Annotated in this window: 27 protein-coding genes; 16 read left to right on the top strand and 11 right to left on the bottom strand. The window is 64.4% G+C overall.

Features of this window, described 5'->3' with window-relative positions:
• Positions 1-57: 57 nt before the first annotated feature.
• Positions 58-1,188, bottom strand: coding sequence for a polymer-forming cytoskeletal protein (locus HWX69_RS07830; protein ID WP_178916510.1), 1,131 nt, complete (start codon positions 1,186-1,188; stop codon positions 58-60).
• Positions 1,189-1,377: 189 nt separating this feature from the next.
• On the opposite strand from HWX69_RS07830, the gene HWX69_RS07825 reads away from it, so the two are divergent.
• The 3 genes from HWX69_RS07825 to HWX69_RS07815 all read left to right on the top strand — a co-directional run bounded on the left by HWX69_RS07825 (position 1,378) and on the right by HWX69_RS07815 (position 2,828).
• The gene (locus HWX69_RS07825) at positions 1,378-1,575 is read left to right on the top strand and encodes a DUF5800 family protein (protein ID WP_178916509.1); all 198 of its coding nucleotides are present in this window, start codon (positions 1,378-1,380) and stop codon (positions 1,573-1,575) included.
• A gap of 66 nt (positions 1,576-1,641) precedes the next feature.
• Positions 1,642-2,637 carry an alcohol dehydrogenase catalytic domain-containing protein gene (locus HWX69_RS07820; RefSeq protein WP_178916508.1) on the top strand — a complete coding sequence of 332 codons (996 nt, stop codon included), beginning with the start codon at positions 1,642-1,644 and terminating at the stop codon, positions 2,635-2,637.
• A gap of 47 nt (positions 2,638-2,684) precedes the next feature.
• A complete protein-coding gene (locus tag HWX69_RS07815) occupies positions 2,685-2,828 on the top strand; it encodes a hypothetical protein (RefSeq protein ID WP_178916507.1) in 144 nt (47 codons plus the stop codon).
• Positions 2,829-3,140: 312 nt separating this feature from the next.
• Here the strand turns inward: HWX69_RS07815 and HWX69_RS07810 are convergent, their stop codons facing one another.
• Complete coding sequence (locus tag HWX69_RS07810) at positions 3,141-4,109, bottom strand: phosphoadenosine phosphosulfate reductase family protein (RefSeq protein ID WP_178916506.1); 969 nt, start codon at positions 4,107-4,109, stop codon at positions 3,141-3,143.
• Positions 4,110-4,266: 157 nt separating this feature from the next.
• Between HWX69_RS07810 and HWX69_RS07805 the strand changes: the two genes are divergently transcribed.
• Positions 4,267-4,476 (top strand): hypothetical protein, encoded by a 210-nt coding sequence (locus HWX69_RS07805; protein WP_178916505.1) that lies wholly within the window; start codon positions 4,267-4,269, stop codon positions 4,474-4,476.
• Between the two features lie 61 nt (positions 4,477-4,537).
• Here the strand turns inward: HWX69_RS07805 and HWX69_RS07800 are convergent, their stop codons facing one another.
• Both HWX69_RS07800 and HWX69_RS07795 read right to left on the bottom strand, forming a co-directional pair.
• The gene (locus HWX69_RS07800; RefSeq protein WP_178916504.1) at positions 4,538-5,182 is read right to left on the bottom strand and encodes a DUF7110 family protein; all 645 of its coding nucleotides are present in this window, start codon (positions 5,180-5,182) and stop codon (positions 4,538-4,540) included.
• Between the two features lie 126 nt (positions 5,183-5,308).
• Positions 5,309-5,653 (bottom strand): glutaredoxin family protein, encoded by a 345-nt coding sequence (locus tag HWX69_RS07795; protein WP_178916503.1) that lies wholly within the window; start codon positions 5,651-5,653, stop codon positions 5,309-5,311.
• A 118-nt stretch (positions 5,654-5,771) separates the two neighbouring features.
• Between HWX69_RS07795 and HWX69_RS07790 the strand changes: the two genes are divergently transcribed.
• Positions 5,772-6,806 (top strand): NAD(P)/FAD-dependent oxidoreductase, encoded by a 1,035-nt coding sequence (locus tag HWX69_RS07790; RefSeq protein WP_178916502.1) that lies wholly within the window; start codon positions 5,772-5,774, stop codon positions 6,804-6,806.
• A 106-nt stretch (positions 6,807-6,912) separates the two neighbouring features.
• A complete protein-coding gene (locus HWX69_RS07785) occupies positions 6,913-7,947 on the top strand; it encodes a phosphate signaling complex PhoU family protein (RefSeq protein WP_156709687.1) in 1,035 nt (344 codons plus the stop codon).
• Between the two features lie 6 nt (positions 7,948-7,953).
• Here the strand turns inward: HWX69_RS07785 and HWX69_RS07780 are convergent, their stop codons facing one another.
• Positions 7,954-9,099: an LEA/WHy family protein gene (locus tag HWX69_RS07780; RefSeq protein WP_178916501.1), complete on the bottom strand. Its 1,146-nt coding sequence runs from the start codon at positions 9,097-9,099 to the stop codon at positions 7,954-7,956.
• Positions 9,100-9,193: 94 nt separating this feature from the next.
• On the opposite strand from HWX69_RS07780, the gene HWX69_RS07775 reads away from it, so the two are divergent.
• The 4 genes from HWX69_RS07775 to HWX69_RS07760 are packed head-to-tail and all read left to right on the top strand — an operon-like array spanning position 9,194 to position 10,929.
• The gene (locus HWX69_RS07775; protein WP_156709689.1) at positions 9,194-9,382 is read left to right on the top strand and encodes a DUF7525 family protein; all 189 of its coding nucleotides are present in this window, start codon (positions 9,194-9,196) and stop codon (positions 9,380-9,382) included.
• A gap of 38 nt (positions 9,383-9,420) precedes the next feature.
• On the top strand, positions 9,421-9,645 hold the full coding sequence (locus tag HWX69_RS07770; protein ID WP_156709690.1) for a DUF7123 family protein: 225 nt from the start codon (positions 9,421-9,423) through the stop codon (positions 9,643-9,645).
• A 58-nt stretch (positions 9,646-9,703) separates the two neighbouring features.
• Positions 9,704-10,126, top strand: coding sequence for a CoxG family protein (locus HWX69_RS07765; protein ID WP_178916500.1), 423 nt, complete (start codon positions 9,704-9,706; stop codon positions 10,124-10,126).
• Positions 10,123-10,929: a carbon-nitrogen family hydrolase gene (locus HWX69_RS07760; protein ID WP_178916499.1), complete on the top strand. Its 807-nt coding sequence runs from the start codon at positions 10,123-10,125 to the stop codon at positions 10,927-10,929. The genes HWX69_RS07765 and HWX69_RS07760 overlap by 4 nt, the downstream gene beginning before the upstream one ends.
• Positions 10,930-11,134: 205 nt before the next feature.
• Here HWX69_RS07760 and HWX69_RS07755 read toward each other — a convergent pair whose 3' ends face one another.
• Positions 11,135-12,646: an aldehyde dehydrogenase family protein gene (locus HWX69_RS07755; protein WP_178916498.1), complete on the bottom strand. Its 1,512-nt coding sequence runs from the start codon at positions 12,644-12,646 to the stop codon at positions 11,135-11,137.
• Positions 12,647-12,737: 91 nt separating this feature from the next.
• Here HWX69_RS07755 and HWX69_RS07750 point away from each other — a divergent pair, with 91 nt between their 5' ends.
• The gene (locus HWX69_RS07750) at positions 12,738-13,766 is read left to right on the top strand and encodes a DUF5787 family protein (RefSeq protein ID WP_178916497.1); all 1,029 of its coding nucleotides are present in this window, start codon (positions 12,738-12,740) and stop codon (positions 13,764-13,766) included.
• Here HWX69_RS07750 and HWX69_RS07745 read toward each other — a convergent pair.
• Positions 13,763-14,248: a DUF5797 family protein gene (locus HWX69_RS07745; protein WP_178916496.1), complete on the bottom strand. Its 486-nt coding sequence runs from the start codon at positions 14,246-14,248 to the stop codon at positions 13,763-13,765. The genes HWX69_RS07750 and HWX69_RS07745 overlap by 4 nt on opposite strands.
• Positions 14,249-14,481: 233 nt before the next feature.
• On the opposite strand from HWX69_RS07745, the gene HWX69_RS07740 reads away from it, so the two are divergent.
• Positions 14,482-16,101, top strand: a complete 1,620-nt coding sequence (locus tag HWX69_RS07740) for a hydroxymethylglutaryl-CoA reductase (RefSeq protein WP_178916495.1) — start codon at positions 14,482-14,484, stop codon at positions 16,099-16,101.
• Positions 16,102-16,123: 22 nt separating this feature from the next.
• Here HWX69_RS07740 and HWX69_RS07735 read toward each other — a convergent pair whose 3' ends face one another.
• Positions 16,124-17,407 (bottom strand): MFS transporter, encoded by a 1,284-nt coding sequence (locus HWX69_RS07735; RefSeq protein WP_178916494.1) that lies wholly within the window; start codon positions 17,405-17,407, stop codon positions 16,124-16,126.
• 86 nt (positions 17,408-17,493) lie between these two features.
• Here HWX69_RS07735 and HWX69_RS07730 point away from each other — a divergent pair, with 86 nt between their 5' ends.
• Positions 17,494-17,751, top strand: coding sequence for a DUF5789 family protein (locus HWX69_RS07730; RefSeq protein WP_178916493.1), 258 nt, complete (start codon positions 17,494-17,496; stop codon positions 17,749-17,751).
• Between the two features lie 41 nt (positions 17,752-17,792).
• Positions 17,793-18,119 (top strand): transcription factor S, encoded by a 327-nt coding sequence (locus HWX69_RS07725; RefSeq protein ID WP_178916492.1) that lies wholly within the window; start codon positions 17,793-17,795, stop codon positions 18,117-18,119.
• Between the two features lie 86 nt (positions 18,120-18,205).
• On the opposite strand, the gene HWX69_RS07720 is transcribed toward HWX69_RS07725, so the two are convergent.
• The gene (locus HWX69_RS07720) at positions 18,206-19,480 is read right to left on the bottom strand and encodes an amidohydrolase (protein WP_178916491.1); all 1,275 of its coding nucleotides are present in this window, start codon (positions 19,478-19,480) and stop codon (positions 18,206-18,208) included.
• 93 nt (positions 19,481-19,573) lie between these two features.
• Between HWX69_RS07720 and HWX69_RS07715 the strand changes: the two genes are divergently transcribed.
• Positions 19,574-20,008: a hypothetical protein gene (locus HWX69_RS07715; RefSeq protein WP_178916490.1), complete on the top strand. Its 435-nt coding sequence runs from the start codon at positions 19,574-19,576 to the stop codon at positions 20,006-20,008.
• Here the strand turns inward: HWX69_RS07715 and HWX69_RS07710 are convergent.
• A complete protein-coding gene (locus HWX69_RS07710) occupies positions 20,005-20,334 on the bottom strand; it encodes an uS10/mL48 family ribosomal protein (RefSeq protein ID WP_156709701.1) in 330 nt (109 codons plus the stop codon). The two genes, HWX69_RS07715 and HWX69_RS07710, sit on opposite strands and share 4 nt — an antisense overlap.
• Positions 20,335-20,474: 140 nt before the next feature.
• Here HWX69_RS07710 and HWX69_RS07705 point away from each other — a divergent pair, with 140 nt between their 5' ends.
• Positions 20,475-20,909, top strand: coding sequence for a bis(5'-nucleosyl)-tetraphosphatase (locus HWX69_RS07705; protein WP_178916489.1), 435 nt, complete (start codon positions 20,475-20,477; stop codon positions 20,907-20,909).
• Positions 20,910-20,915: 6 nt separating this feature from the next.
• Here HWX69_RS07705 and HWX69_RS07700 read toward each other — a convergent pair whose 3' ends face one another.
• On the bottom strand, positions 20,916-21,728 hold the full coding sequence (locus HWX69_RS07700; protein ID WP_178916488.1) for an RIO1 family regulatory kinase/ATPase domain-containing protein: 813 nt from the start codon (positions 21,726-21,728) through the stop codon (positions 20,916-20,918).
• Positions 21,729-21,768 lie beyond the last annotated feature (40 nt).

Here is a 21,768-nt window from a genome sequence, read left to right as displayed (position 1 = left end):
GGCGACCGGGCCGAATTGCCTTTCGGTTCCGTAGGCTCTGAAAAAGACGTTGTGACCCTAGGCGTCTTCGGCCTCGGCGATGACACCCGAGATACCGTCGTCGTCGGCATCCGAATCGTGGGTCCCGTTCTGTGCGTTCTCTGGGGTCCGTCCGTCACCGACCGACGCCCAGTCGAGGTCGCTTTCCTCGGCCGGAACGATGGCCGCCGTCGGGGCGGGTTCCGGAAACGTCCCCTCGCCGAGCGGGACGATTGCGGGGGTCGGGTCGGCGTCGTCCGCGGACTCCGATTCGGCAGTTTCGGTATCCCCGTCGGCGTGTTCCTCCTCCGGTTCCGCCGAGGGGTCGGCGTCGGCCGCCGGCGCCTTTTTAAAGCTCATCTCGCCGCGGGCACGAATCGCGCCGTCGACGTCGGCGGCCTCCGAGAGTTCACAGTCCTCACAGGAGATGTCGCCGCGGACCGAGGCACCGGGTTCGATGACCACATCACCACCCTTCGTCGTCACGTCACCGTGGACGACCGTCCCTTCGCCGACCCGGATGTCGCCTTTCGCCCGGAGGCTACCGAACACCTCGGTGTCGGTACCGACCTCGATGGATGTCGCACGGATATTCCCGTGGAGTCGGCAGTCGTCACCGATACTCGCCGGCGTCGAGACGCGCCAGGCGTCGTCGGAGACGCGCGCACCGCGCGGAATGAGTACGGGGTCGGCCTCTCGTTCCTCGGTCAGGAACTCGTCTGCGACCTCCTCTGCGGCCTCCTCCTCGCCGATTCTGAGCAACTGCGAGAGGTAGACGAAGAGGAAGACGATGGTCGGCATCGGGTTGCGGATGACGATCCAGCCGTTGGCCTCGAACCCCTCCTCGATGTCCACGTCGTCCCCGGCGTCGAGGTCGCCGGAGACGATGAGTTGGCCGGTGATGTGGACCCGCTCGCCGAGGTAGGCGTTGTTGCCGACGAGGACGTTGCCGTCGACCTCACACCACATGTCGAGTCGGCAGTCGCCGTCGGCCTCGATGTCGCCGCCGAATCGGACCCGCTCGCCCGCGATGACGGTGCCACCGCGGACCCCCAACTCGACGACGCTCTGGCCGCCGACGAGTACGTCCCCGTCCGTGACGAGGTCATGCTCTTGGACGTGTGTGCCGTCGGGCACGGCGAGTTCGTCCAGTGGGTCCGAACCAAGCACGGTGTGTATCTGCGCGCCACGGCTATTAAAACCTCCTCGGGCGTCAGACGGCCGGCAGACATTTGTCAGGTGAGCGTGTACTCCCGTCGGGGCCGTCGGTGCGCCACAGCGCGCGACCCCATGCGACGGGGAGGGGAAACCTCGTCGCGTTCTCGTGGCCCTTAAACCGTTCAGTCGCCAATTCGGTGTATGACCGTTCTCTCGTTCGACGAACAGGGTGTCGAAGTCATCTACGAAGGCACCGAGTTCCGACTGGAAAAGGACCTCATCGAGGAGGCGACCCGGAAGGACTACCCCGACGTGACCGACCACGAGGTGCTGCAACTCATCGAGGACAACCCCGCCCTCTCCGGGGAACCTCGACGAATCCAGGAGATTCTGAACTGACCCCTCGGCGACCGCCGAACCTGTCAGTACCCCAAACGCTTTGGGAGTGCCACGTCGTCTCGACCTATGCACGCGGCGCGTTTCTACCCTAACGACGGACTGCGCATCGAAGACGTTCCGAAACCCGAAGTAGGCCCTGGTGAGGTACTCGTGGCGGTCGGCGCCTGTGGCGTCTGTCACTCCGATTTGCACGTTATGGACGGCGATTTGCCGTTGGTCGAACCGCGGACGCTCGGCCACGAAGTGGCGGGCACCGTCGCCGAAACCGGCGATGGCGTGGCACTCGATGTCGGAACCGACGTGGCCGTCTTCGGCGGGTGGGGCTGTCGGGACTGCCCCGTCTGTGCCCGCGGTGACGACCAGTTGTGTAACCTGACGAACTGGCTCGGCATCGGCAACGACGGCGGTTACGCGGAGTACCTCCGCGTACCGACCGTGGAGTACTGCATTCCGTTGGAGGGACTGGACCCCATCGAGGCCGCCCCGCTGACCGACGCCGCCCTCACCGCCCACCGGTCGCTGCGAAAGGCCGACCTCGAACTCGGCGACAGCGTGGCGATTCTCGGTATCGGCGGGTTGGGCGAGTTCGGCGTCCAACTCGCTCGACTCTCGGGCTATCGGACGGTCGCCGTCGACCGCGAGCCATCGAAACTCGACCGCGCCGAAACTCTCGGTGCGGACGCGACGGTCGAAACCTCGGGGTCGGTGCCCCGAGAGATACGTTCGGCTGCGGGCGGAGAGGTCGACGCAGTCGTGGATTTCGTCGGCGTCGACGAGACCCTCCAGTGGGGCAGCAACGTCCTCGGTCCCGACGGTCGCCTCGTGTTGGCCGGCATCGGCGGCGGCGCCATCGACTTCTCGTGGAACCCGCTGGTCGGCAGCGAGGTGACCTACCGGACGGTCCAGTGGGGCACCCCCGAAGAACTGCGGTCGGTGCTGTCCCTCGCTCGGCAGGGACGGCTGGAAACGACCGTCGAGGAGGTCGCCCTCGAGGACCTCCCCGAGACGTTCGAGCGCCTCGAGTCGGGCGACATCGAGGGGCGGGCCGTGGTCGTTCCGTAATCGGTCGGTAGCGGTACACCTAAGGGAGCGCGCTCGAATCGGCGGACATGGACACCGCTGAACTCAAAGAGACCTACAGCCACGACGCGTGGCTCACGGCAGCGGGCACGTTCGCCGCCTACGGACTGATTCTGTTGGCGATGACGCTGCTGCTGTTCGGAGTGCCGTACGTCATCTTCTCGGTGCTGTAGCGCCAGGAGGCCGCCGAGGTTGGACATACGATTTCGGTGGAGACGTACCGGAGAGTGCGGGCCGTCCCGTATCCACTCAATTTTATACCGGCGCGGGTAACGGAGGGCTATGGCCGGTGGCATCGGGACGACACTCAAACGCCATCTAATCGCCCTCTTGGTGTTTCTCGTTTTGCTACTCACCGCGCTTGGCTGGCTCACGTGGCTGTTCCTCCAGACGATTCTGTAGCGTCGACGCGTTCGACCACCGGTCCGTAAAGCCAGTTTAACGACCTGCCGAAAGAGACGTAGAAGCTGCCAACGGGGGGCAGTTTACATGTAGCCGAGGTCCCGAAGCCGCTCCATCAGGTCCTCTTTGTCCTGTGCGCGGCCGGCGCGCTCGGTGGTGTTGTCGAGGTCCTGCAGCCACGCGGGCTCTTCGTCGGATTTCTCGGTCGAAATCTCGCTACCGAGCGAGCGGAAGCCGGCGAAGTACTTCGGCGAGACAGGGATGTCGTCGTGCGTGAGGTCGTTCGGCAGGTCATCGTAATCCTGCGGGACATAGCCATCGTCGGGGAACTCGGGGACCGTCTCGGGGACGACGTAGAACCAGAAGGCGTCCCAGACGTCGGCCTCGTCGAACTGCAGAATCGGCTGGATGCGGTCGTGCGGCGGGTAGATGTCGGGGTCGTGTCGCGGCGAGAAGAACGTCTCGTCGGCGCGAGCCTCCTGTTCGTCCCAGCGGATGCCCGAGATGATGCCGTCGATGCCGTGTTCTTCGAGGGTGTTGTTGAGCGCGACCGTCTTCAACAGGTGGTTGCCGACGTAGGTGTCCAGCAGAAACGGGAAGGTGTCTTCCTCGTATTCGAGAATGTTGCGGATGTGGTGCTGATTGTTCTCGTCGAGGGCGTCGACGGGAATGTCGTCGCCGGGTTCGAGGTCGTTTTCGTCGACGTACGCACCGACGTTCTCGTTGCGCGCAAAGATGACTTCGAGGTCCCACTCCTCGGCCCAGTGGTCGACGAAATCGAGCAGTTCGTCGAAGTGCTGGTAGTGGTCGATGAAGACCGTTGGCGGCATCTCGTAGTCGAACTGCTCGACGACTTCCTTGACGAAGTACAGCGTGAGCGTCGAGTCCTTCCCGCCGGTCCACATGATGGCGGGGTTGTCGTACTCTTCGAGCCCCGTCTTGACGACCTCGATGGCCTTCTCGATTTTGTCCTGAATGCTCGGGTAGTCCTCGGGGTCTTCGCCTTCGCCGTCCGTGTAATCAACGTCGACGTACTCCGGGAATTCGCTCATAACGTGTAATTACATCTCATTAGAAGCGTAAAGGGTCTTTTGGGTTCGGCCAGTGTAGCGTCAACTCCCGACGCTCCGTTCGAGAAACCAGCAACAATTGCTAGTTCCGGGTGAAACTGCCAGAAGTCACTTCCGGGAGGTGTCCGTATTCCCGACGATGCCCGAGTGTCGGAACTGCAGTGTCGAACTCGAACCGAAACTAAGCGGGTTCGCCGCCTTGCTGTCCCGGTCTCGCGTCGAGGGCTACGAGTGTACTGGCTGTGGGGCAGCGCTGTGTACGGAGTGTCGACAGGAGATGTCGATTAACGCCTTCGGTGGCGGGGAAGTAACGTGTGGGACGTGTGGCGGAACGTGGGAGCCGCGATAACTCCCGTTCCGGACGGACCGACGGCTCTGAACTGTCGCAAGAATACGTAACGGAGAAGCGTTCAGTCGTCGCTGATGAACTTGTTGTCGCGCCAGTTGACGGTGTTTTCGGCATCCCGTTCGCGTGGGTCGTCGATGACTTCGATGCTCGCCGAGCGTTCCTCGCCGTCGACGATGCGTGTCGCGACGAGTTCGTCGTCGACCGCCGCGATGGCGGTGAGCGTTCCCTTCTCGGCGAACTTCGCGAGGTCACACAGTACCTCGAACATCGGATACTGCAGGGCGGTGTTCTGCAGGACGGTCTCGCGGTCGCCCTTGAAGCAGGCGTACTCGACGAGTTTGGAGTTCACTTCGACCTCCTGTTCCTGCATCTGGCCGCCGCTTCCGAAACTGCCCCACTGGGGGCCGTCGTCGTCGTCGTCGCCGCCGGCGGCACCGCCGTTTTGGGGGTCCGGGGGCGTCTCCTGCCACCCGTCTTCCGTCTCGTAGAGACGGTTCTCCGTCACGCTCGCCTTCAGTTGGGCGGTTGGCGTGTACTTGGAGATGTTGTCTTCGGCGGCGACGGCGCTCACGATGAGCGTGTTGTTCCGTCTGGTTACTTCGACGTCCTCGATCTCGACGGGTAGGTCGTACTCGTCGAAGAACTCGTGAACGTCGTCTAGTTGCAGTTCCAGGGTCGAGTGGAGTCTGTAAACGCGGCTGGTCATAGTATCCCTGTCCCACAGGGGGCCGAGCGCCCCTGACGCGAGTGGTCCGGTTGAACGTAAGGGTTCCTCACTTATATCACCTGTCCTTCCGCATGTGCCGCATTACCACGGTTTCTGCGAACGGAATCATTCGGCGTTCAGCGTCGCCGCCAACTCGCCGCGTTCGTCGAGTTCCTCTAGCACGTCGCTCCCGCCGACGAACTCGCCGTCGACGTAGGCCTGCGGCGTCGTCGTCCAGCCGCTGTGTCGCTCCAAGGCGGCCCGGAACTCGTCGATTGAGGTCAACACGTCGATACACTCCACGTCATCACGATATCGACGCACGTGGTGAAGCGCCTTCTCGGAGTAGCCACACTGCGGCGCCATCGCCGTCCCCTTCATGAACAGGACGACCTCGTTGTTCTCGATGACTTCGTCGACCAGTTCGTCGACGTCCGCCTGTGGAAGCCCCTCGTCTATTTCGAACGACATACCCGGTGTAAGGGCCGGTCTCGGAAAGCCGTTGTGTCGTCGCCCCCTTTCGGAGAGATGTATCGACACGACACAACCGACCCGGGAGTTAAGCCGGTGGGACGGCTATCGGACACCAATGACGGACCACTACCAAGTGACGGTCGTCGGCGGTGGACCCGCTGGATTGACGGCGGCGTTGTACACGACACGACTCGGCCACGACACCGCAATCATCAACCGCGGTGGCGGCCGGGCAGCGATGATGCTCGACACCCACAACGTCATCGGTGTCACGGAGGACGTTTCGGGCAACGAGTTCCTCGCGACGGCAACCGAGCAGGTGCAGTCCTACGGCGCCGACTACTTCCAGGACTTCGTCTCCGACATCGAACCGACCGACGAGGGCTACCACGTCACCGCCGGCAACGTCGAGGTGACGACCGACCACGTCGTCCTCGCGACCGGCTTTTCTGACGAGCGGCCGGACCCGCCGCTGCCCCGAACCGGCAAGGGACTGCACTACTGTCTGCACTGTGACGCCTACATGTTCGTCGACCAGCCGGTGTACGTGATGGGGACCGGCGATTCGGCCGCCTACGTGGCGATGATCATGCTCAACTTCACGCCCGACGTGGACCTCCTGACCCGCGGCGAGGAACCGGAGTGGTCCGAGGAGACCGCGACGATGCTCGAAAACCACCCCGTCGATGTCATCCACGAGGAGATTACGGGGATGGAGAAACGCGAGGACGGCTGGCTGGAGGGCTTCGAGTTCGAGGACGGGAGCTATCGAGAGTACCGCGGCGGCTTCCCGATGTACGGTTCGAACTACAACACCGACCTCGCGGAGTCACTCGGCGTCGAGTTGAACGACGACGGTACCATCGCCGTCGACGACCACGGCCGAACGAACGTCGACGGCGTCTTCGCCGTTGGCGACGTGACGCCCGGTCACAACCAGATTCCGACCGCGATGGGCGAGGGTGCCCGTTGTGGCATCGGCAACCACTACGACCTCCGGAAGTTCCCTCGGTCCGTCGAGGATATCGAGGCGCAGGGAGCAGTCACCGAAGCCGACGTGCCCGGAACCTCCGAGCGCCTCCGCGAACGGGCCCGCAACCACGAGAGTTGGCCGGGCGTCGAAGAACAGGCCACCGCCAGCGACGACTGAGTTCGCGTCGTTCGTGATTAACGGTATCGTTTCACAATATAATGTTTTGCCGTTCGGTTGGTGCCTGTATAGTGAGTATTAATACTTCGGAGCGCGAGGGGTAGATATGGAAACGCGTAAGGTACAGCGACTGGGGCCGTCGACGCTGGCGATGACGCTCCCTGCGGAGTGGGCGAAGAAACAGGACGTCGAGAAGGGCGACGAGGTCTCGCTGCGGATGGGGTCGAAGGGAACCCTCACGGTGATGCCCGAATCCGTCCAACAGGAGGAAAGCGAGGCCGTCATCCACGCACAGAACCTCGACGCCGACGCCGTCGAGCGCGCCATCGTCGCCCAGTACGTCCTCGGGCGCCGCATCATCCACGTCGAAGTCGAGGAGGGTGGCACGCTGGATTCCGCTCAAATCAACGCCGTCTACAACGCCGAAACCCAGTTGATGGGACTGGGCGTCATCGAGGAGACCCCGGAACGCATCGCCATCCGCTGTTCGGTCGACCCCGAAGACTTCACCCTCGACAACCTGCTCGAACGGTTGGAGTCGACCGGGTCGACGATGCGAAACGAGGCCATCAAGGCACTCGCCCACGGCAACCCCGACCTCGCCCAGCGGGCGCTCAACCGCGAGCGACAGGCGAACAAGATTTTCGTCCTGCTACTCCGCCTCATCTTCACGGCCTATCAGAACCCCAATCTCGCGCGTGCGGTCGGCCTCGACTCCGGGTTCCCCCTCATCGGCTACCGCTCTATCGCGAAGAACCTCGAACTCACCGCCGACAACGCCGAGGACATCGCCGAAATCGTCCTCGAAACCGAGGGCCACAGCCTCAACGTCGAGGACAGCACGATGCGCCGCATCCGGGAGTTCACCGACCAGGTGAACGAAATCACCGAACTCGGTGTCCGTGCAGCCGTCGAACGCGACTACGACATGGCCATCGAGACCCGAGAGAAGTTCGCCGAGGTCCGCAACCGCGAGATAGAGATCCTCAACGACCTCGACGAGATGCCCAACGAGGACCTCCTCCGCGTGCGTGAGGTGCTCGTCAGCCTCGGTCAGACTGCCCAGTACGCCGTTCGGAACGCCGAAATCGCGACGAACCTCGCGCTCAACGAGGAGAGCGAACACGTCACGATTCAGTAGCAGTCGTTAGATACCGATTCCATCGTCGGTTTCGGTCGGCGTTGCGGTCTCCGATTCAGTCGCCGTCTCGTCTGTCACCGGAGTCGGTGTCTCGAGGACGCCGTCGTCGGTGGGTGTCGGCGTCGTCGCGGGCGTCGGTGTGCCGTCACTCGGTGTTGGCGTCGACTGGCTCCCGTTCGGTGCCGTACTCGCGTTCTTGTTGCCGAAGATGTCCGTCTCGATTGTCTCCTCGTAGGTGAGTTCGTCCAGCGGGACGCGAACGTCGGAGACGAGTTCCTCGCCGGAGACCACCGCGTAGAACTCGATTTTGAGTTGCGTGCGCTGGTCGTTCTGGAGGTGCGTGACCCACCACTCGTCGAGGTTTCCGTTGATGATGGCAGCCTTGGTCCGAACCGTCTCGGTCGCTCCTGGCGGAATAGCGGCGATGTCCTCGGTTTGGCCTTCGCCGACCAACACGCCGTTCATCGTTATCTCGTAGCCGAGTTCCGAAATCGTGTACGGGAAGGTCTGGGGGTTGTACAGTTGGAACTCCATGTCGATAGGCGTCTCCTCCCGGGTGACGGTGCCCCAGTCGGCGCTGGTCCGGTTGACGTACAGCACCGGGTTCGACATGACCGGCGGCGGGTCGTCGGCGTTCACCGGCCGCGTCTCCTCGGAGTTGAACTGCCCGATGAGGTCCGTCTCGACCTCCCGCTCCTGTGTGATGTCGAACTGCCGTTCGCCGAGTATCGACGTTTGGACCGTCGCGTTGATGGTGACGACGGTCCGCTCGCCGTTCTCGATGTGGGTCGTCCACCACGGCGGAATCTGCCCGTTGTCCATCGCCGTCTGGAACGCGAGCGTCGAGTTGCCCTGTTCGAGGTCGACACCCGTCCGGTTGCCCGAAGCTATCGGCACGCCGTTCATGCCGACGGTGTAGTTGATGGTCGTGCTGCCGAGTTGGATGTCGATGGGGTTGGGGTTGTTCACGACGAGGTCGGTGTGGACGATCGTCGTCTCGTCGGTCACGTCGCCGAACCGATTGTCGACGCCTTCGACGGTCGGGGCACCGACGGCGCCGAGTGCGACCGCACCGACGAGCGACGCGACGACGACGCCGAGAACCGCGGCAGCGATTTTCAGTTTGCCGAACGCGAGAATACCGGACGCCATTTGTCGGGCCGATGCGCCGAGAAAGCAAATAGGCTGTGGCCCGGTTCCGGCGGAGACCGTCGGGATTTATAATCGCAGTGCCGTAGGCGTGGGTATGGAGACCGCTTCAGCTACGGACAAACGCGTCGGCTTCCCGCTTCTGTTCGCCGTCGTCGCCGGCCTCGGCGCCGTCGGAATGGCAGTGTTCGGCATCACAGGCGACCAGGCCGCCTCGGGCGCGGCGTTCGGTGTGGCGATGTTGGCCGGCTCGCTCGCCGTCGCCGCCTACCACGTCTTCGAGTAAAGGAAGGGCCTTAAGCCGCTGCGTGACCTATGGAGCATATGAGCGAACTGAGCGACGAAGACGAGCGTATTCTCGGATACCTCCGGGAGCGCGCCCACGGTGGTGACCGCTATTTCCGCGCGAAACACATCGCGGACGCCATCGGCCTCACCGCCAAGCAGGTCGGTGCCCGCCTCCCGCGCCTCGCGGAACACTCCGAGGACGTCGACATCGAAAAGTGGTCGCGAGCACGCTCGACGACCTGGCGCGTCACACCGGAATAGACCCCCACGGGACGGCCGCAACAGTCGCTCTTTTAGTGGCCCGCCACGTCGGTTCGATATGACCGTCCGCGTCGAACGCGTCTTCGAGTTCGCCGCCCCACCGGAGGCAGTGTGGGAGTTCATCGCCGACCCCGAGCGACGCGCCCGCTCGATTAGCGTCGTCGAGGAGTACGAAGTGACCGGCGCGGACACCGCGACGTGGCACGTCCGCCTGCCGATTCCGCGGATGAACAGGACCATCGCCGTCGAGACGGAGGAACTCCGACACGACGAACCGCGCTACGTGAAGTTCATCGGTCGCTCGAAGGCGATGCGCGTCCAGGGCGAACACACCCTCGAACCGAACGATGGCGGCACTCGACTGACGAACCGGTTCGTCGTCGACGGAAAGCTCCCGGGCGTCGAGCGATACTTCAAGAAACAGCTCGACGGCGAACTGGAGAACCTCGAAGCCGCCATCCGACGCGACCTCGACTTATGAGACTCGCACTCGCACAACTGGAAATCGAGGCCGCAGCGGTCGATGCCAACGTCGACCGCGCGGTCGACGCAATCGAACGCGCCGCCGAGAAGGGCGCCGACTGCGTCGCGCTCCCGGAGATATTCGACGTGGGGTACTTCGCCTTCGATGCCTACGCCCGCAACGCCGAACCGCTGGGCGGTGAGACCCACCGACGAATCAGCGCTGCGGCGGCCGAACACGGCGTGTCGGTCCTCGCGGGAACGGTCGTCGAGGACCTCGCGGCCTCCGCCGACGCGGGGGAGTCGGTCCCCGCCGAGGAGGGATACGCGAACACCGCGGTGCTGTTCGATGCCGACGGCGAGCGGCGACTCGTCTACCGGAAACGCCACCTCTTCGGTTACGACTCCGCGGAAGCGGAGTTGCTCGTCCCGGGCGAAGACGTACAGACGGCAGAACTCGGCGGCCACACCGTCGGCGTGACGACCTGCTATGACCTCCGATTTCCCGAACAGTACCGCCAGCTCGTCGATTCGGGCGTGACGCTGGTGTTGGTGCCGAGCGCGTGGCCCTACCCCCGCGTCGAACACTGGAAACTCCTCCCGCGTGCGCGAGCCGTCGAGAACCTCACCTACGTCGGCGCGGTCAACGGGTCGGCGACGTTCGAGGACGCGACACTCGTCGGCCGCTCGAGCGTCTACGACCCGTGGGGGACAACGCTCGCGTCCGCCGACGACGACCCGACTATCGTCTACGCCGACTGTGACCCCGAGCGCGTCAAGGCAGTTCGGGAGGAGTTCCCGGCACTGGAAGACCGTCGGTAACGTCTGACGTGCGTCGGCCGGCAAACGAGGGTTTATAAGACATCCCGGCTTACGATAATTTGCCTGAACGACGCTTTTCTCGTCGTGACGGCAGAACCAACGTCCGCCGCAAACCCGTCCACCCACCTGCGCCGGATTTGCCCGGTGTCCGGCGCCACCACCCCCCTCGTTCCGTCTTCGACGAACTACACCCCGAAAGCGACCGTTATTCTTCGGTCTTGATGTCCGCGGAGAGGCCCTGTGCCATCTCGATGTCTCGGGAGTTGTTCAGCGTCCACGCCGTCCGCTCGGTGACCGCTTCGATGACCTCCCGGGCGGATGGGTAGCCGTTGCCGGATTTCTTCACGCCGCCGAACGGCAACTGCACCTCCGCACCGATACACGGGAGGTTCCCGTAGGCGAGCCCTACCTCGGCGTGGTCGCGGTAGTAGTTGATTTGCCGGTAGTCCTCGCTGATGATGGCTCCGGCCAACCCGTACGGCGTGTCGTTGTGGATCTCGACGGCGCGCTCGATGTCGCCGTCGTACTCGATTAAGGCGACGTGTGGCCCGAACACTTCTTCGTTGAGACAGCGCAACTCGGGGTCGTAGTCGATTTCGTAGACGAACGGGCCGACCCAGTGACCGCCCGCGTGGCCCTCCGGAACCTCGTCGGCGGCGAGTTCCTCGCGGTCGACCAACACGTTCGCGCCCTCCTCACGAGCGAGGTCGTTGTACCGTCCGAACTTCTCGACTTGGTCCTCGTCCACGACTGGGCCCATGAAGGTCCCCTCGTCGAGTGGGTCGCCGACGGCGACCGATTCCGCGAGGTCGACGAACCGCTGTTTGAACTCGTCGTACACGTCGGTGTGGACGATGAGTCGCTCACTCGACACACAGCGCTGGCCCGTCGTCTTGAAACTCGACATTACGGTCGAGTGGACGGCCACGTCGAGGTCGGCGTTCTCCGTGATGACGATGCCGTTCTTCCCGCCCATCTCGCACGCGGCGAGTTTACCGGGCGTCCCGCCGACCGTATCGGCGATGGAGTGACCCACCTCGGCGCTGCCCGTGAAGAGGACGGTGTCGACGCGGTCGTCGTCGACGATGGCGGCGCCGGCGTCGCCGAATCCCTGGACCATATTGAACACGCCGTCGGGAATCCCGGTATCGTCGAACATCTCCGCGACGATTTGGCCGCACCACGGCGTCTGCTCTGCGGGTTTCCAGACGACCGTGTTGCCCTCGACGAGCGTGACCGCCATGTGCCAAAACGGGATGGCGACGGGGAAGTTCCACGGCGTGATACAGCCCACGACGCCGCGCGGTTTCCGCCGCATGTAGGCGTCCTTGCTCGGAATCTCGCTCGGCACCACGTCGCCGTGGGGGTGGCGTGCGTTGCCCGCCGCCCACTCGACCATGTGCCACGCCTCGGTCACGTCGGCTTTCCCCTCCGAAATCTCCTTGCCACACTCCTTGGTGACGACTTCGCCCAACTCCTCGTGGCGGTCACGGAGTTCGTGGTAGATTTCCCAGAGGTACTCCGCGCGGTCGATGTACGACAGCGAGCGCCACTCCTCGAAGGCGACGTCGGCCGCCGCGAGCGCGCGGTCGACCTCCGATTCGGTGCCACGGGGGAAGGTTCCCAATGTCTCCCCAGTCGCCGGATTTTCGCTTTCGAAGTCGTCGCCGTCGCCGCTCACCCACTCGCCGCCGATGTAGTGGTCGTACTCTGCCATGCGGCAATATTTGCACGGCGGTCGTGAAAAAGATGGTCGGCGAACGAACTGCAGCGAACCGCTTACGTCGCCCCAGTTCCCACCGCCGAACGTGAAGGAGTTCGGCTTCGAGTTGCGGGTGTGTGAATGGGCCGAGCGGAACTGGCCGCCCGTTGGTGGCACAGGCAAGGACACCACCGCACTCGTCGCCCGCCAACTCGGCACCAGACGGCGCCGCTGGGACACCGTCGTCGTGGAGACGACCGAGGCGGGCCTCGACGGGCGCGCACCGTTCGGCGAGGATCGACTGGATTCCGATTTGCTCCACGTCGCCCGGAACGCACCCACCTCCTGGACGTACTACCGAGACGCCCTCCCCGACCCCGGCTACCCCTGGCGTTACGTCCGGGAAGCGGTCCACCGTGCGGCCGACCGCGGGTTCGTCGAGACCCGAACGGACGGCAACCGAATCGAGTTGCGGCGGCGCTACCGGTATCCCGAGTGGGCCGACCGCATCGTCGCAATCGAGAACAAACCGGACCTCGACGCCTCGGCGGCCCGCGTGCTGGCCGAACAACTCGAACACGACGTGGCGCTGGGGCTGGCCGACGAGGTGTGGCTGGCGACGGAGGCGACCCGCGAGGAGGTCGAACCGGCGCTGCTGGAGGCGATGCCCGTCGAGGTGGGCATCCTCGCAGTGTCGGAAGGGCCAGAGGGCTGGCGTGCCGAACCGGTGTGGAATCCCCGGTCGCTTCCGGTTTCGGAGCCGGGAACGCGAATTCTCGAACGTCCTGACGGGGGCGAATACGACGCTTCAGCGGCCCGCTTCGAGTACGCCGACCCCGACTGGAAGCGGCGCAAACGGCTCGAAATCGCCGAGCGGGCCTACGAGCGTGGCTGGCGCGCCTACGCCGACACGATGCGCCCCGATTGTCGGCACTTCGAGGTGGCCGAGCCGGCGGGACCGTTTCCGCGGTGTGCAGCGAAGGGCCGCGAACAGACCGCCGCGGAGTGTTCGGCCCGCTGTCGGTCGTTCGAACCCGAACCACCCGTCTGGCGAGCGAAGGAGTGGCCCATCGACGGCGGGCCGGGAGCGGCGATAAAACGGCTGCTCGCAGAAAAACGACGGCGGCACCGTTAGCTCTCGACTGGGTCTGCCAGCACTTCGACCTCGATGGTGTCACGCTCGACGGCCAACCGGAAGGTGGGGACAGTCTTGCGAATCAACGAGACGATGCCCTTGTCCTTGAGGCTGCGCAGTCCCGAGCGGACCGCGTCGGGGTCGCTGTCGACGTCGATATCACGGAGGTCGTGGAGAACGGAGACGACGCTTTGGGGGTCCTCGGCGGGGCCGGCGAGTACGTCGATGATTCTGGCCTGTAGTTCGGGGACGCGGACGATTTCCTCGCTGTCGTCCATACCGACGAGAGCGGCGGCCTCCGGCGTCGCCCGGATGAGGCTGTCCTCGTCGCGGTAGTAGTACTCCTTCAGTTCGTTCTCGAGGTACTGGTGGACCTCGCTGCCGCTGTCCATGCCCCACCGCTGTTGTAACTCGCCGTTCTTCGTCGGCTGGAGGGCGACGATGTCCGCCAACCGGGATTCGGCCTCCTCCGAGAGGGTCATGTGGAGTGAGTAGGCGCCTACTCCTAGAAAAAGGGTCGGAGTCGTCCCGGACACGTCTGACACACGACCGAACCCACGAGAGACTGTGGCGGACGGTACGAGAACAGCCTTCAAACCGGCTCATACCGGCCAATTAAGCGTTGAAACCGAACTGACAGTATTTATTCATTTAGGTGATAGTATGTTTTCTACACAATCTTTTTTACAGTATGGTCGGAGCATGAGGCACGCAGATGGTTATACCAACGCCAGACAGTGGGATTCTGAAGCGCATCTACGCCAACATCGTGGGGTCGGGTGGGTTCGTCTCCCTCGACATCCCCGAAAAGATACTCAAACGACTGTACACCTACGGAAGTCTGAAGGACACAGACCGGGGCGTCGAATTCGAGGTGAAAAACCGCCTCCAGGACGCGAAGTTCGCCGGCATCAACCGTCTCGTCATCAACGGCGACGAGATCGACTCCGAGCGAGTCCGGCTGGTGACCGCCGACGGCGACTCCTTCCGACTCGACGAAGTCACCGAGGACAGTCCGATTCAGTTCCCCGTCGGACGGACCGTCACCGTCGTCGTCGAGGAGATGAACCTCCCGACGGGCGACCACGACATCCACGTCGACTTCGTCGCAGAGCCGTTCGGCGAACTGACGCTGGAAATCGGCGACACCATCCGCGGCGAGGACGCCATCCCCGGCATTCCGCGCTCGGACGACGACAACTACAGCGAAGAGGCCATCGCCGAGCGCCACGAGTACATCGAAGAGAAGACCGGCGCCGAACTCGAACACGTCCCGGAGTTCTCCTTCGACGCCTCGATGGGGCAGGGTAACATCGAGAACTTCATCGGCGTCGCCCAGATGCCGCTCGGGCTCGCCGGACCGGTCAAAATCAACGGCGAGTACGCCGACGGCGAGTACCCGATTCCGATGGCCACCACGGAGGGGACGCTCGTCGCCTCCTACAGCCGTGGGATGAAGGCCATCAACCTCTCGGGCGGCGCGAAGACCACGGTCGTCAACGACCGGATGAACCGCGCGCCGGTGTTCGTCTTCGAGGACGCCCGCAACGCCCGTGACTTCCGCGATTGGGTGTTCGAGCACTACGACACCATCAAGGAGAAGGCCGAGGAGACCTCCAGCGTCGCCGAGTTGGTCGAAATCGAGGACTACATGACCAACAACTTCGCCCACCTGCGGTTCAGTTTTCAGACGGGCGACGCCGCCGGACAGAACATGGTCGGGAAAGCCACCTTCGCGGCGTGTAACTGGGTGCTTCAGGAGTACCCCGGCTACGTGGAGAACTTCTACCTCGAGGGCAACTTCGCGACCGACAAGAAGGCCTCGAAAGTCAACGACATGATGACCCGCGGCAAGCGCGTCACCGCCGAAGTGACGCTGGACCGAGATACCTGCATCCACCACCTCGGTGCCGAACCCGACAGCCTCGCCCACCACAGCAAAATCGCCACAATCGGGTCGTTCTTCTCCGGTGCGAACACCAACGGCGCCCACCCCGCGAACGGCCTCGCGTCGCTGTTCATCGCCACCGGACAGGACGAGGCCAACGTCGCCGAGTCCTCGGCGGCCATCCTCAACACGACGCTGCTCGACGACGACTCGCTGCACATCTCGGTTACCATCCCCTCGCTCATCGTCGCCACCTACGGCGGCGGGACGGGAATGGCGACCCAACAGGAGTGTCTCGAAATCCTCGACTGTGCCGGCCCCGGCAACGTCAACAAACTCGCCGAAATCGCCGCCGCAACCGTGCTTGCCGGCGAAATCTCGCTCGGTGCCGCCATCTCCGCCTCCGACTGGGTGACCAGCCACGAGTCGCTCGGCCGGAACCGGTGAACGACTCGGAACAGCCGTCTCGCTAATCGCCGCCGGGGACGAAGTCGGGAAGGACAGCCCCCTCAAGCGTTTCTTCGACCTGCGTCGCGACCAAGACGAGCGCCGCCAGCGCCAGCGCCGCCCCGAAGGCAAAGGGAACGACGAAGCCGTAGCCGAACAACACTCCCGAGGCCAGCGGCCCGATTGCGGTACCGAACCCGAAGGCCATCGTCAGCACCGACAGCGTCGTTCCGGACTGGCCCTCCTTGGCGAGGTCGCCGGCGACCGCCAGCGCGGGTGCGAACACCATCGCGACCGCGACTCCGTGAGCGAGGCGGGCATAAAGCATGTTCAACGGCGAGGTGACGAGTCCCTGTGCGAGCACCGCCGGCGCGAGGATGACGAGCCCGCCGACGAGAAACGGTTTCCGGCCGATGCGGTCGGCAGCCCAGCCGATAGGGACCTGCAGGACGACGTTCGCGATGACGACCGCCGAAAACTGGATTCCGAACCACGTCGAGCCCTGATTCAGACGGCTGTTGACCGGCTCCTGTAGCGTCGCGAACAGCGCAATCGAGATGGCCATGAACAGCGTGCCGACGCCGAGGACGAACACGGGGTCGAACAGTCGGTCCTCGCCCATCACCGACACCGAGAGGTCGTCGGAGGCGTCGGCCTGCGTACTCGGCGGATCGCTGATGAGCAGCGTCACGAGCGTGAAACTGACCAGCGCGCCGAGGACGGCGACGCCGAAGGCGGCGTTGAACCCCGACAGCGTCACGCCGGTCGGAAGCGCGTATGGGCCACCCTGGACGACGAGGCCGGCGACGACGGGCCCGAAGCCGAAGCCGATGAGTCGGAAGGTGTTGAACACGCCGAAGTTACCGCCGCGTTCGGCGTCGCTGCGGGCGAGGTCGTTGACCAAGGCGATGGTCGTCGGGATGACGAAGGCGCCACCGAGCCCCTGCAGCGCGCGGACGACGAGTAGCGCCTCGTAGCTGTCGACGACGGCGTAGGCGACGGAGGTGACCGCAAGCACCGTCAGCCCGAAGAGGATGTAGATTTTCCGGCGTCCGGTTCGGTCCGAGAGCCGCCCGGTGAAGGGCTGGGCGAAACTGTTCAGGAAACCGAACAGCGACAGCGCCACGCCGATGAGCAACTCGATGGTGAGCGGGATTCCGAGCACCGAGATACCTTCGAACCCCGGCAGGGCGAGTTCGCCGCTGGCGATGTACAGCGGCAGGACGATGATGAGAAACGAGTTGGCGACGGCGTCTGCCATCCGCGCCAACGCGAGCACGATGACCCGACGGTCCGTCCCGAACATCTACCGAATCGACGGGGAGGAGTCCTATCACCCTTCCGAAGACGGAACGCCGACGGAGTTTTGCCCACAGCGACCGGAGTGTACCCATGACACGAACTGTCAAACTGAGCCACATCGACGAACCGCTGGAGGCGTTGTCGTATCCGGTGTCCCGTGAATCGGCCACGACCGAACTAGACGACGTGACACTGGAGTACGCCGACGGCGAGACGAACCTCGGCGGCCTCGTCGCCGACGTGCCGAGTGAGGCGTTCGACTCCGCCGCCGAGTTGCGCGACGAGCTGTTCGGTCACCTCCCGGAGGAAGCGCTCGGCGAACCCGGCCAATCCGAGGGAGACGCTTGAACCCCGCCGTTTAAATACGGCCCGTACCGTCACACACGGATATGGAGTTCTGCGACGAGTGCGGTTCGATGATGCACAGCGAGGACGACACGTGGGTGTGTCAGTCCTGCGGCTTCGAGAAGGACCGCGACACCGAAAACGAAGCGAGCATGACGACGACGGAGGGCCAAGACACCGACAGCGGCCCGGTCGACATGTCCGAAGTCGACGACGCCGAAATCGGCCCGACGACGAAGGTCAATTGCCCAAAATGTGGCCACGATCGCGCTCGCTACGAGATGAAACAGATTCGCGCCGCCGACGAGTCCGAGACCCGCTTTTTCACCTGCGTCGAGTGCGACCACAAGTGGCGCGAGGACGACCACTGATACGGATTGTTGTAACGATGTACCGGTCAGCGCCAGACGAGTCGGCGCTGATCGGTACAGGACTACAACAATCCGGATGAACGGTTCTACGGTCGCTCGTGACTGACGGACTCGATGGCCTCGTTCAGAACGTCGACGCCGATTTCTAAGGAATCCTCGTCTACGTCGAACGTGGCGGTGTGGTGGCCACCGGGGTGGTCGGTTCCGATACCGACGTAGGTGGCGAGCCCGCCGTTGTCCTGGACGTACTGCATGAGGAAGGTCGCGTCCTCGCTGCCGCCGAGGGAGCCACGACGAGTCGGCTGTGTCACCTGGGGGTGTGTCGACGACACCGAGTGAACGACGTCGACGAGCGCCTCGTCGCTCTCGGCCGATGGGGCCTCCCCTTCGATTTCGATGTCGACTTCACAATCGTGGGAGGTCGCCGCGCCCTCGAAGACCTTCTCGGCGCGGTCGAAGGTGTAATCCCGGATTTCGGTCGTCTCGCCGCGGACCTCGCCGTGGACGAACGCCTCCTCGGGAATGATGTTCGTCGCCGTGCCGCCGCCGACCCGGCCGGCGTTGACCCGCGAGGCGCCCTCGCTGTGGCGGGGAATCCCGTAGAGGTTCTGGACGGCCGTCGCCATCGCCTGCACTGCGTTGCGCCCCTCCTCGGGGCGTGCGCCGGCGTGGCCCGGATAGCCGCTGAACTCCGTGTAGAACTGCGTGACTGCGAGCATGTCGCCGATGCCGGCGACGACCTCGCCGGTCGGGAAGTCGAGGCCGATGTGGAGCGCAAAGAGGTACGCCACGTCGTCGAGGTGGCCGGATTCCGACATCGGCTTGCCGCCGCCGATGACCTCCTCGGCTGGCTGGAAGAACACCTTCAGCGTCCCCGAGAAGTCGCTTTCCTTGATGGCCTCGATGACACCGATACCGATGGTGGCGTGGGCGTCGTGGCCGCAGGCGTGCATCGCCCCGGTTTCCGAGCGGAACCCCTCGCGTGCGGGGTGGTGGTCGTCGTCGGTCGACTCCTCACGCGGGAGGCCGTCGATGTCGACGCGCAACCCGACGACGGGACCCTCGCCCTGTTCGATGATGGCGACACAGCCGGTCCAGCCGCCGGCCATCGACTCAAGCAGGTCGGGGTCGGCGCCGGCCTCGCGGGCACGGTCGACCCACTCGGCGAGTTCCGTCTCGTCGGGTACCGAGAGGCGGTCTTCGCCGAGGGCGTCGCGACCGACGTGCAGTTCGTCGACGCCGACGGAGCGCAGTTCCTCGACGATGCGGGCTGTCGTCCAGAACTCCTTCCATGCGGGTTCGGGATGGCGGTGGAGTTCGCGACGCAACGCGACCAGACGACTGCGGCGGTCAGTGCTCATACCCGGACGTGGGTCCCCGCGAGTATAAGCCTCCGCGATTGCCCCGCCGACGGGACGCGACACCCTCTTGGATTCCCGGCGGCTACGTCGGGTATGGACGTGTCACGTCGGCGGGCGATGACCGCAGTCGGCGTCGCCGTCACCGCCGGATTGGCCGGCTGTGGCGACCCCGGGTCGCGGCGAACGTCGACACCGCTTTTCGTCACCAACGAGTCCGACATGGAGCTTCGCGTGACGCTCCGCATCTACGAACTACCCGAGCCGAGCGACGGCGAAAACGGGACCGAAACCACGAACACGCCGGCGACGAGCGACCTCGAACAGATACTCGTCGAGCGGACGACGCTCAGCGCGGAGGGTGGCGCCTTCAGCCTCGAAGCCGGCTCCGTCCCGGACGCGCCGCTGCGCGTTCGAATCTCGACTGACGAGGGACCGACCGACAGCTACGACTGGTATCGGCCTGACGCACAGTCGACGCTGGACGTTCGGATAGGGAACCAGTCGATTCGGTTCACCGAGTTAGCCTAACGGGAGCCGGGGGCGGAGACGCGCTCGACGTCGACGTCGATGTGGACGCCGGCCGGGAACTCCTGACCGGCCGTGTTGCGGGCGAACTCGTCGTGGCCAACGATCTCCATCGTTCGCGTGTAAATCGTGTAGCGCCACGAGCCGAAGGCCGCGGCGTCGGCGTCGAGACGCTTCGACTGCGGCACCGAGCGGTCGTCGGGCGACTCGGCGTGTGGCCCACGCAACTCGACGCCCTTGCGTTCCGCACGCTCCTTGATGTCCCCGGCGACGCGTTCGAGGACGTCTCGGTCCCCGCTTTGGAGCGTCAGGGTGGTGACGAAGGGCATGTAGCCTACTGCACGCTCGACACTCAAAAACGCATCTATCGGTTCGCAGTGGACGGAGGTGGAGTCTACGGTCGCTGTTGGGACGTGACACCGTCGAGGCTCCGATATTCCTTTACGTAATGACCGACTACCCCGGAGTAATGATAGAGGCCACGAGCGCGGGAGCCATCCTCTTTCGCGATACGCGTGGCCGGCGCGAGTACCTGCTGCTCAAGTCCCGGCCCGGCGATTGGGAGTTCCCCAAAGGCGGCGTCGAGGGCGAGGAAGAGCTCCAGCAGACCGCCATCCGCGAAGTGAAAGAGGAGGCCGGAATCGAGGATTTCCGGCTGTTAGACGGCTTCCGAGAAGATTACGACTACGTGTTCGAAGCGAACGGCAACACCATCCACAAGACGGTCCACCTGTTCGTCGCCAAGTCATACGAGGCGTCGGCGGAGTTGTCCTCGGAGCACCGCGACCTGCAGTGGCGCGACTACGAGCAGGCCATCAACACCATCACACAGGACGGCCCCCGAGAGATACTCGAAGACGCCCACGAGTTCATCGACGAGGCGCTCGAAGACGACGAGGAGTGAGCCACGTCAGGCGGCCAACTTCTCGATTTCGCCCTTGACGAGCGCGCCGTCGAAGTCGTGGTCGGGCCGCATCTTCACGAAGTCGAGGAACTCCCGAGCGGCCAGCAGTTGCTCCGCCGAGTAGAATTCGCTGGCCGCCTCGACGGTCACCGTCGCGCCGATGTGTGGTGCCAGCGACGCCAGCGCACACGCGAGGTCGTAGGCCGTCGCGTCCTCGATTGCGCCCTCCCGAACCCGGGTCGCGTCGATGAAGTACAGCGCCTCCTCGCCGTCGTCGTCGGGCGCCACGAGGACGTTCTCTTCGCGTAAATCGCCGTGGGCGAGGCCCGCCTCGTGCATCCGCGAGAGGTTCTCGAACAGTTCGGGCGCGAACGACTCCGCCTCCGCCGGCGGCAGTTCGTCGAGCGTCCGAAACGACGGGAGATACTCCAAAACGAGGACGCCGAAACCGTCGTGTTCGAACGCCTCGATGGGAACGGGTGCGTTGATGCCGAGTTCGTGCATCCGACTCGTCGACTCCAGTTCGTGTTCGGCCATCTCGTAGGGCGTCGAGAAGCGCTCGAAGAATCCCTCGGTGCCCGAGGAGAGCGCACCGAGGTTCCGGCCGGTCGTCAGCAGGCCGTGAAGCAGGGTGTGTTGGTCGGCGATGACCTTCACGAACCACTGCTCGTTGACGACGAGGGGGACCGACAGCCAGTTGTCGGCCTCCAGTGACTCGTACTCCGACGACGACTCCCCGTAGCGGGTCGCCACCTCCTCGGCGACGGCTTCCAACGCCGAATCCGGGACGGTCGCCTTGAGGAGTCGTCGGAATGCCATCCACAGTCGGTACGGCGGCGAGCGGCATAAATGATTTCGC

Source organism: Natronomonas gomsonensis, assembly GCF_013391635.1.
Lineage (GTDB): Archaea > Halobacteriota > Halobacteria > Halobacteriales > Haloarculaceae > Natronomonas > Natronomonas gomsonensis_A.
The sequence above is the reverse complement of the archived record's forward strand: the minus strand, read 5'-3'. Positions and strand labels throughout refer to the sequence as shown.

What these genes read in the sequence shown, in the direction of transcription:
- HWX69_RS07825 (WP_178916509.1), top strand. Translation starts at nt 1,378, where the DNA reads ATGACCGTTCTCTCGTTCGACGAACAGGGTGTCGAAGTCATCTACGAA.
- HWX69_RS07820 (WP_178916508.1), top strand. Translation starts at nt 1,642, where the DNA reads ATGCACGCGGCGCGTTTCTACCCTAACGACGGACTGCGCATCGAAGAC.
- HWX69_RS07815 (WP_178916507.1), top strand. Translation starts at nt 2,685, where the DNA reads ATGGACACCGCTGAACTCAAAGAGACCTACAGCCACGACGCGTGGCTC.
- HWX69_RS07810 (WP_178916506.1), bottom strand. Translation starts at nt 4,109, where the DNA reads ATGAGCGAATTCCCGGAGTACGTCGACGTTGATTACACGGACGGCGAA.
- HWX69_RS07805 (WP_178916505.1), top strand. Translation starts at nt 4,267, where the DNA reads ATGCCCGAGTGTCGGAACTGCAGTGTCGAACTCGAACCGAAACTAAGC.
- HWX69_RS07800 (WP_178916504.1), bottom strand. Translation starts at nt 5,182, where the DNA reads ATGACCAGCCGCGTTTACAGACTCCACTCGACCCTGGAACTGCAACTA.
- HWX69_RS07795 (WP_178916503.1), bottom strand. Translation starts at nt 5,653, where the DNA reads ATGTCGTTCGAAATAGACGAGGGGCTTCCACAGGCGGACGTCGACGAA.
- HWX69_RS07790 (WP_178916502.1), top strand. Translation starts at nt 5,772, where the DNA reads ATGACGGACCACTACCAAGTGACGGTCGTCGGCGGTGGACCCGCTGGA.
- HWX69_RS07785 (WP_156709687.1), top strand. Translation starts at nt 6,913, where the DNA reads ATGGAAACGCGTAAGGTACAGCGACTGGGGCCGTCGACGCTGGCGATG.
- HWX69_RS07780 (WP_178916501.1), bottom strand. Translation starts at nt 9,099, where the DNA reads ATGGCGTCCGGTATTCTCGCGTTCGGCAAACTGAAAATCGCTGCCGCG.
- HWX69_RS07775 (WP_156709689.1), top strand. Translation starts at nt 9,194, where the DNA reads ATGGAGACCGCTTCAGCTACGGACAAACGCGTCGGCTTCCCGCTTCTG.
- HWX69_RS07770 (WP_156709690.1), top strand. Translation starts at nt 9,421, where the DNA reads ATGAGCGAACTGAGCGACGAAGACGAGCGTATTCTCGGATACCTCCGG.
- HWX69_RS07765 (WP_178916500.1), top strand. Translation starts at nt 9,704, where the DNA reads ATGACCGTCCGCGTCGAACGCGTCTTCGAGTTCGCCGCCCCACCGGAG.
- HWX69_RS07760 (WP_178916499.1), top strand. Translation starts at nt 10,123, where the DNA reads ATGAGACTCGCACTCGCACAACTGGAAATCGAGGCCGCAGCGGTCGAT.
- HWX69_RS07755 (WP_178916498.1), bottom strand. Translation starts at nt 12,646, where the DNA reads ATGGCAGAGTACGACCACTACATCGGCGGCGAGTGGGTGAGCGGCGAC.
- HWX69_RS07745 (WP_178916496.1), bottom strand. Translation starts at nt 14,248, where the DNA reads ATGACCCTCTCGGAGGAGGCCGAATCCCGGTTGGCGGACATCGTCGCC.
- HWX69_RS07740 (WP_178916495.1), top strand. Translation starts at nt 14,482, where the DNA reads ATGGTTATACCAACGCCAGACAGTGGGATTCTGAAGCGCATCTACGCC.
- HWX69_RS07735 (WP_178916494.1), bottom strand. Translation starts at nt 17,407, where the DNA reads ATGTTCGGGACGGACCGTCGGGTCATCGTGCTCGCGTTGGCGCGGATG.
- HWX69_RS07730 (WP_178916493.1), top strand. Translation starts at nt 17,494, where the DNA reads ATGACACGAACTGTCAAACTGAGCCACATCGACGAACCGCTGGAGGCG.
- HWX69_RS07725 (WP_178916492.1), top strand. Translation starts at nt 17,793, where the DNA reads ATGGAGTTCTGCGACGAGTGCGGTTCGATGATGCACAGCGAGGACGAC.
- HWX69_RS07720 (WP_178916491.1), bottom strand. Translation starts at nt 19,480, where the DNA reads ATGAGCACTGACCGCCGCAGTCGTCTGGTCGCGTTGCGTCGCGAACTC.
- HWX69_RS07715 (WP_178916490.1), top strand. Translation starts at nt 19,574, where the DNA reads ATGGACGTGTCACGTCGGCGGGCGATGACCGCAGTCGGCGTCGCCGTC.
- HWX69_RS07710 (WP_156709701.1), bottom strand. Translation starts at nt 20,334, where the DNA reads ATGCCCTTCGTCACCACCCTGACGCTCCAAAGCGGGGACCGAGACGTC.
- HWX69_RS07705 (WP_178916489.1), top strand. Translation starts at nt 20,475, where the DNA reads ATGATAGAGGCCACGAGCGCGGGAGCCATCCTCTTTCGCGATACGCGT.
- HWX69_RS07700 (WP_178916488.1), bottom strand. Translation starts at nt 21,728, where the DNA reads ATGGCATTCCGACGACTCCTCAAGGCGACCGTCCCGGATTCGGCGTTG.